This window comes from Antarcticimicrobium sp. (genome assembly GCF_029212575.1).
Taxonomy (GTDB): Bacteria; Pseudomonadota; Alphaproteobacteria; order Rhodobacterales; family Rhodobacteraceae; genus Antarcticimicrobium.
Genome location: NZ_JARGPK010000023.1, coordinates 1 through 6,269, shown reverse-complemented (window position 1 = coordinate 6,269; position 6,269 = coordinate 1). Strand labels below are relative to the sequence as shown.

At 67.4% G+C, this 6,269-nt stretch carries 7 protein-coding genes and 1 pseudogene; 5 read left to right on the top strand and 3 right to left on the bottom strand.

All coding sequences use genetic code 11. From position 1 onward, the window contains the following. The 3 genes from P1U75_RS04605 to P1U75_RS04595 all read right to left on the bottom strand — a co-directional run. On the bottom strand, window positions 1-140 hold a 140-nt coding region (locus tag P1U75_RS04605; RefSeq protein WP_300239674.1), incomplete at its 3' end, for a GTP-binding protein. A 119-nt stretch (window positions 141-259) separates the two neighbouring features. Next, a complete protein-coding gene (locus tag P1U75_RS04600; RefSeq protein WP_300240353.1) occupies window positions 260-859 on the bottom strand; it encodes a hypothetical protein in 600 nt (199 codons plus the stop codon). A 154-nt stretch (window positions 860-1,013) separates the two neighbouring features. Next, complete coding sequence (locus tag P1U75_RS04595; RefSeq protein WP_300240350.1) at window positions 1,014-3,362, bottom strand: DNA topoisomerase IV subunit A; 2,349 nt, start codon at window positions 3,360-3,362, stop codon at window positions 1,014-1,016. Between the two features lie 212 nt (window positions 3,363-3,574). Between P1U75_RS04595 and P1U75_RS04590 the strand changes: the two genes are divergently transcribed. From P1U75_RS04590 to P1U75_RS04570, 5 genes and pseudogenes are all read left to right on the top strand, one after another. Continuing rightward, window positions 3,575-4,189, top strand: a complete 615-nt coding sequence (locus P1U75_RS04590) for an SH3 domain-containing protein (RefSeq protein ID WP_300240348.1) — start codon at window positions 3,575-3,577, stop codon at window positions 4,187-4,189. Window positions 4,190-4,273: 84 nt separating this feature from the next. After that, window positions 4,274-5,101: an SDR family NAD(P)-dependent oxidoreductase gene (locus P1U75_RS04585; protein WP_300240345.1), complete on the top strand. Its 828-nt coding sequence runs from the start codon at window positions 4,274-4,276 to the stop codon at window positions 5,099-5,101. A 68-nt stretch (window positions 5,102-5,169) separates the two neighbouring features. Beyond that, window positions 5,170-5,376, top strand: a complete 207-nt coding sequence (locus P1U75_RS04580; RefSeq protein ID WP_300240342.1) for a twin transmembrane helix small protein — start codon at window positions 5,170-5,172, stop codon at window positions 5,374-5,376. Between the two features lie 3 nt (window positions 5,377-5,379). Continuing rightward, window positions 5,380-5,955, top strand: coding sequence for a cob(I)yrinic acid a,c-diamide adenosyltransferase (locus P1U75_RS04575; RefSeq protein WP_300240340.1), 576 nt, complete (start codon window positions 5,380-5,382; stop codon window positions 5,953-5,955). Window positions 5,956-6,109: 154 nt separating this feature from the next. Continuing rightward, window positions 6,110-6,269, top strand: a pseudogene (locus tag P1U75_RS04570) (electron transfer flavoprotein subunit beta/FixA family protein); the annotation flags it as partial.

Genomic DNA, 6,269 nt, shown 5'->3' with positions numbered 1-6,269 from the left:
CCGTCGATCTGGTCATAGGCCTTGAAGTCGCCGAAATACTTGGTGATCGCCGCCGTCAGCGTCGTCTTGCCGTGGTCAACATGGCCGATGGTGCCGATGTTCACGTGCGGTTTCGTGCGATCAAACTTTTCCTTTGCCATGTCCTGGGCGCCCTTTTGACTTGCTGGGGTCGCAACGACCCGTGTTTCCTCTGCGCGCGGCACATATTGGGTTCGGGGCGGAAAATCAAGCGCCTCCTGCGCTGCTGCGGCGGCGGGGGTCAGCCGGCCACGGGCAGGGGCGCGGCAGAGGCGGCGGTGGCGGCCGGGTCGGTGTCCGGACGGGGCGCGAACCAGCCGTTTTCCTTGTGCATCTCCACCAGCCAGTCCTCGATCTGGTCGGCCGTGTTGCGGGCCAGCCCCTGCATCTGCTGTTGCTTGGTGCGCTCGTTGCCGGAGCCGACCAGTACCGAGCCGCCCGAGGCGGTCTCGAACACGGTGAATTGCTTCACCTTGTCGTTGAGTTTCTTGCCGGCGGCATCGTCCCAGACGGTGACGTTGACGATCAGCACCGATTTCGGGGTGTAGACCAGCGGCACCCCCGGCGGGGCGAGCATGTAGCCCTCGACCGAGATGCCGAAATGATAGAGCTGGTCGCCGTCGTAGCGGCCGAAGCGGTCGCGCATGGCCCCGGTCAGCACATCGACCCATTCCTCCTTGGTGGCGTCGCGGGAGATCGGCCCCTTCTGCATCTTCGGGGCGACCACGATGTTGTGGCCGAAGTAGAAGGCGCCGAGATCCTGAAGCGGGTCGTCGGGCGAGGGCGCGGTGCAGGCGGCCAGAAGGGAGAGGCCGGCGAGCAGGGCGAAAATGCGGATCATGGGGGCTCCGGGTCAGGTCAGTCGCAAGAGGAGTAGACCACCCGGGGGTCCGGCGCAAATGCTTCGCAGAGTCGCGGGGGGCAGCGGGCAGACAGGGGGGATAGCCCCGCTTGCGCGGGGATGACAGGTGGAGGCGCGGCGCGGGAGGGGCGGGTCAGTCGAACCGATTGTCGCGCGGGAAGCCGTGCGGCGGGCGTTTGCCGACCCCGGCACGCTTTCCCAGCCATTCGGTCAGGTCGGGTTCATGCCGGGTCTTGCCGCCGCCCATCTGCCAGCGCAGCCCCTCGGACCAGTCGAAAGTGGTGATGTCGGACAGGCCGCCGTCCAGCTCCAGCGCGCCCTGCTTGCCGCGGGCCTGGTTGTATTTCTGGATCCGCACCCCCTTGCCGCGGGTTATCTCGGGCAATTCGGAGGCGGGGAACACAAGGAAACGGCTGTTCAGGCTGACCACGGCGACGTGATCGCCGCGGACCGGCTTGCACAGATGCGCGCGTTCGTCGGATTTGACGTTGAGCACCTGCTTGCCGCTGCGGGTCTGGGCCAGCACCTCGTCCTCGGGGACGATGAAGCCGTTGCCGGCGTTGGAGGCAACCAGCAGTTTCTGGCCCGGCGTATGGGTGAAGAGCGTGACGATCTCGGCCTCGTTGGGCAGATCGACGATCAGGCGCAGCGGCTCGCCCAACCCCCGCCCGCCGGGCAGGTTGGCAGCCGAGAGGGTGTAGAACCGCCCGTTGGAGCCGAATACCAAGAGCCGGTCGGTGGTTTCGGCGTGGAACACGAAGCGCGGGCCGTCGCCGTCGCGGAACTTCAGCTCGCGCGAAAGGTCGATATGGCCGGTCATGGCGCGGATCCAGCCCATGCGCGAGCAGACCACGGTGATCGGCTCACGGTCGATCATCGCTTCGAGCGGCACCTCCTCGACCTCGCCGGCCTCGGCGAAGACGGTGCGGCGGGCGCCGCCGGGATAATCCCTGCCGAAGGTCTTTTTGGTCTCCTTCAGCTGCTCGGCGATCCGGGTCCATTGCAGGGTCTCGTCCTCGAGCAGATCCTCCAGCCCGGCGCGTTCCTCCATCAGGGCGGATTGCTCGCGCAGCAGTTCCAGCTCCTCCAGTCGCCGCAGGGAGCGCAGCCGCATGTTGAGGATCGCCTCGGCCTGAACCTCGCTCAATTCGCCCTCGCCGGGCGGCGGGCTGAGGTAATCCTTTTCCGAGGTGGCGCGGACGTGGGTCTTTGACCAGTCCTCGCGCATCAGGGCCGGTTTGGGATCGTCGTCGTAGCGGATGATGTCGATCACCCGGTCGAGGTTCAGGAAGGCGATGATGAAGCCTTCGAGCACCTCGAGCCTATGGTCGATCTTGCCCAGCCGGAAGCGCGAGCGGCGCAGCAGCACCTCTTGCCGGTGATCGAGAAAGGCGCGCAGCACCTCTTTCATCGAGCAGACCTTGGGGGTGAGCCCGTCGATCAGCACGTTCATGTTGAGCGAGAACCTCACCTCCAGATCGGAGTTGCGGAACAGCATGCCCATCAGCACCTCGGGGTCGACGTTCTTGGAGCGCGGTTCCAGCACCATGCGGATGTCGTCGGCCGATTCGTCGCGGATGTCGGCGAGGATCGGGATCTTCTTGGTCTGGATCAGTTCGGCGATCTTTTCGATCAGCCTGGATTTCTGGACCTGGTAGGGGATTTCGGTGACGACGATCTGCCACTGGCCGCGGCCCAGATCCTCCTGCTCCCACCTGGCGCGCAGGCGGAACGAGCCGCGCCCGGTGCGGTAGGCCCGCGCGATGTTCTCGGCCGGCTCGACGATGATGCCGCCGGTGGGGAAATCGGGGCCGGGCACGTAGTTGATCAGGGTGTCGTCGCGGGCGTCGGGCGTCTTGATCAGGTGCAGGCAGGCGTCGCAAAGCTCGGCGATGTTATGCGGCGGGATGTTGGTGGCCATGCCCACCGCGATGCCGCTGGAGCCGTTGGCGAGAAGGTTCGGGAATGTCGCTGGCAACACCACCGGTTCGGTCAGGGTGCCGTCGTAGTTGTCGCGGAAATCGACCGCGTCCTCGTCCAGCCCCTCGAGCAGCGCCTCGGCGACGATGGTCATCCGCGCCTCGGTGTAGCGGGCGGCGGCGGGGTTGTCGCCGTCGATGTTGCCGAAGTTGCCCTGGCCATCGACCAGCGGGAAGCGGACGTTGAAATCCTGCGCCAGCCGCGCCATCGCGTCATAGATCGCGGCATCGCCGTGCGGGTGGTAATTGCCCATCACGTCGCCGGAGATCTTGGCGGATTTGCGGAACCCCCCGCCGGAGGCCAGCCGCAGCTGACGCATGGCATAGAGGATGCGGCGGTGCACCGGCTTCAGCCCGTCGCGCGCATCGGGCAGCGCCCGGTGCATGATGGTGGAGAGCGCATAGGTCAGGTAGCGTTCGCCGATCGCGCGGCGCAGCGGTTCGGAGATTTCGCCCGGCACGTCCGGCGGCTGCATGTTGGGGTCGTCGATCAGGTCGTTCATAGATGCGGTGATACGCCGGGGCGCGGCGGGCGTAAAGCGGGGACCGGCGCGGGCAAGGCGGTTGTTTTCCGGTCATTTCCGGGCCAACGGGGGCTGCGGGGAAAACCGCCGACCGCTTCCCGCTGTGCCGAATCGGGGGATCGGCTAAGGTTCCGGTCCGTCCGGGGGAGTCGCCCCGGGCGGGAATCTGTTTGTTGCGCGTCGGGGGCCTTGTGTCGCGGTTGATCATCGTTTCCTTTCTGATCCTGGCCTGGGCCTTTTACGAGCTCTCCGGCGGGGGGGCGTTCGAGCCGCGCGGCCTGCGTCCGCCGAAGCCCGCGCCGCGTGAGGCCGTGGTGCGCCCGAAGCCCACACCCGCCGCGCCGGTGATCGCGCCGCGCCGGGACCGGGCCGACGCGCCCTCCGAGACCACGCCGGAGACCCAGCGCGCGGCCTTGAAGGCGCGGCAACTGGCCCGCGCCGACCGGCTGGCGCAGATCCGGCAGGGGCTGGGCACCGACCTGTCCGGGTTTTCCGGCGCCGGCGCCGGCATTGCCCTGACCGCGCTGGACCAGGGGATTGCCGGTCTGCGCGAAACGACGCCGGAGCCCGCCCTGGCCCCTGCCCCGCCGCCCAAGCCGAAACCGGACCTGCGCGAGGTCACCGGCACGCGGGTCAACATGCGCGACGGGCCCGGAACCATCTATCCGGTGGTCGCGCGGCTGGCGCTTGGCGAGGAGGTCGAGGTGCTGAGCGCCTCCGGCACCGGCTGGCTGCGGCTGCGCACACTGCCGGACCAGCGGATCGGCTGGGTCGCGGCCTCGCTCGTCAGCAAGAAGGCGGACTGACCGGACCGGCGCCCCATTGCGCAGGTGCCGGTTTGCCCGCATAGATTGCCCCCGACAGATCCAACGGAGACACGCCACCCGGCCATGCAGAAAACCATCCTGATCACCGGCTGCTCATCGGGCATCGGGCTGAACGCGGCGCGGGGGCTGCGCGACCGGGGCTGGCGGGTGTTCGCCGCCTGCCGCCAGCAGCGCGATTGCGACCGGATGCGGGCCGAGGGGTTCGACAGCCCGTGCATCGATTACACCGACGCCGACAGTATCGCGGCAGGGCTGGTTCAGGTGCTGGAGGCCACCGGCGGGCGGCTGGACGCGCTGTTCAACAACGGCGGGCACCAGTTGTCGGGCGCGGTGGAGGATCTGCCGCGCGACGGGCTGCGGGCGATCTTCGAGGCGAATTTCTTTGGCTGGCACGATCTGACGCGGCAGGTGATCCCGGTGATGCGGGCGCAGGGGCACGGGCGGATCGTGCAATGTTCGTCCTCGCTGGGGCTGGTGTCGATCCCCTGGCGCGGCGCCTATGCGGCGACCAAGCACGCGCTGGAGGCGCTGAGCGATACCCTGCGGATCGAACTGCGCGGCAGCGGCATCGACGTGGTGCTGATCGAGCCCGGCCCGATCACCACGCCGCTGCGCAAGAAGGGCATCGCCTATTTCGAGCGTTACATCGACTGGGAACACTCGGCCCGGCGGGCGGCCTATGAGGCGCAGCTTTTGCCGCGGCTCTACCGCGACACCGGCAAGGACCGTTTCGAGCTGCCGCCCGAGGCGGTGACCGAAAAACTGATTCGCGCGCTGGAGGCGCGGCGGCCACGGGCGCGCTATTACGTCACCGTGCCGACCTACCTGACCGGCTACCTGCGGCGGGTTCTGCCGACGCGGGCGATCGACTGGATCGTGACCCGGATCTGAGAATCCGGTTCGCTTTTGCGCCGATTGCCGCTAGGTAGCGACAGGGATACAAGCCAAGCGAGGGCAATATGGGTGATCCGCTGTTCGTGATCGTGGTGCTGGCGGTGGTGGCCGTGGCGGTGGTGCTGATGCTGGGCATCGGCGGCTTTGCCAAGGGTGGCGCCTTCAACCAGAAATACAGCAACAAGCTGATGCAACTGCGGATCGTGATGCAGGCGCTCGCGGTGGGGCTGATCCTTCTCTACATCTTTCTCAAGCGGCAGGGGGCCGCCTGATCCATGGTGGTGCTGAACAAGATCTACACCCGCACCGGGGATGCCGGAGACACCGCGCTGGGCGATGGCGCAAGGGTGCCGAAATACGCCGCCCGCGTCGATGCCTATGGCACGGTGGACGAGCTGAACGCCTGTGTCGGGGTGGCCCGGCTGGAGGTCGAGGACGACGACATGGACGACGCGCTGGCGCGGATCCAGAACGACCTTTTCGATCTGGGCGCCGACCTGTGCCGCCCGGACATGGAGCAGGACGCAAAGGCCGAGTACCCGCCACTGCGCATGCTGGCGGGCCAGGTCGAGCGGCTGGAGATCGAGATCGACGCAATGAACGGCGAGCTGGAGCCGCTGCGCAGTTTCATCCTGCCCGGCGGCACGCCGCTGGCGGCGCAATTGCACGTCTGCCGCACGGTGGCGCGCCGGGCCGAGCGGGCGGCGGTCGAACTGGCGGCGCAGGAGGCGGTGAACCCCGCTGCGGTGAAATTTCTCAACCGGCTGAGCGACTGGTTCTTCGTCGCCGCGCGGGTGGCCAACAACGGCGGTATGGACGACGTGCTCTGGATCCCGGGCGCCAACCGCTGAGCGCGTTTTTCGCCCGCCCCGGCCCGAACGCGGCGTCCGAGAGCGCAAACAGGTCGATTTCCCCCTGTTTTCCCGCCGCGCCAGCCGCTAACACATGTCCGAATGACGAAGGCGCCCTGTTTCCCGCGCCGAGCAACCAAGGAGACCAACGCTCATGAAGGTACTGGTACCTGTCAAGCGCGTGATCGACTACAACGTGAAGGTCCGCGTCAAGGCGGACGGATCGGGTGTCGATCTTGCCAATGTGAAGATGTCGATGAACCCGTTCGACGAGATCGCCGTCGAAGAGGCGATCCGCCTGAAAGAGGCCGGGA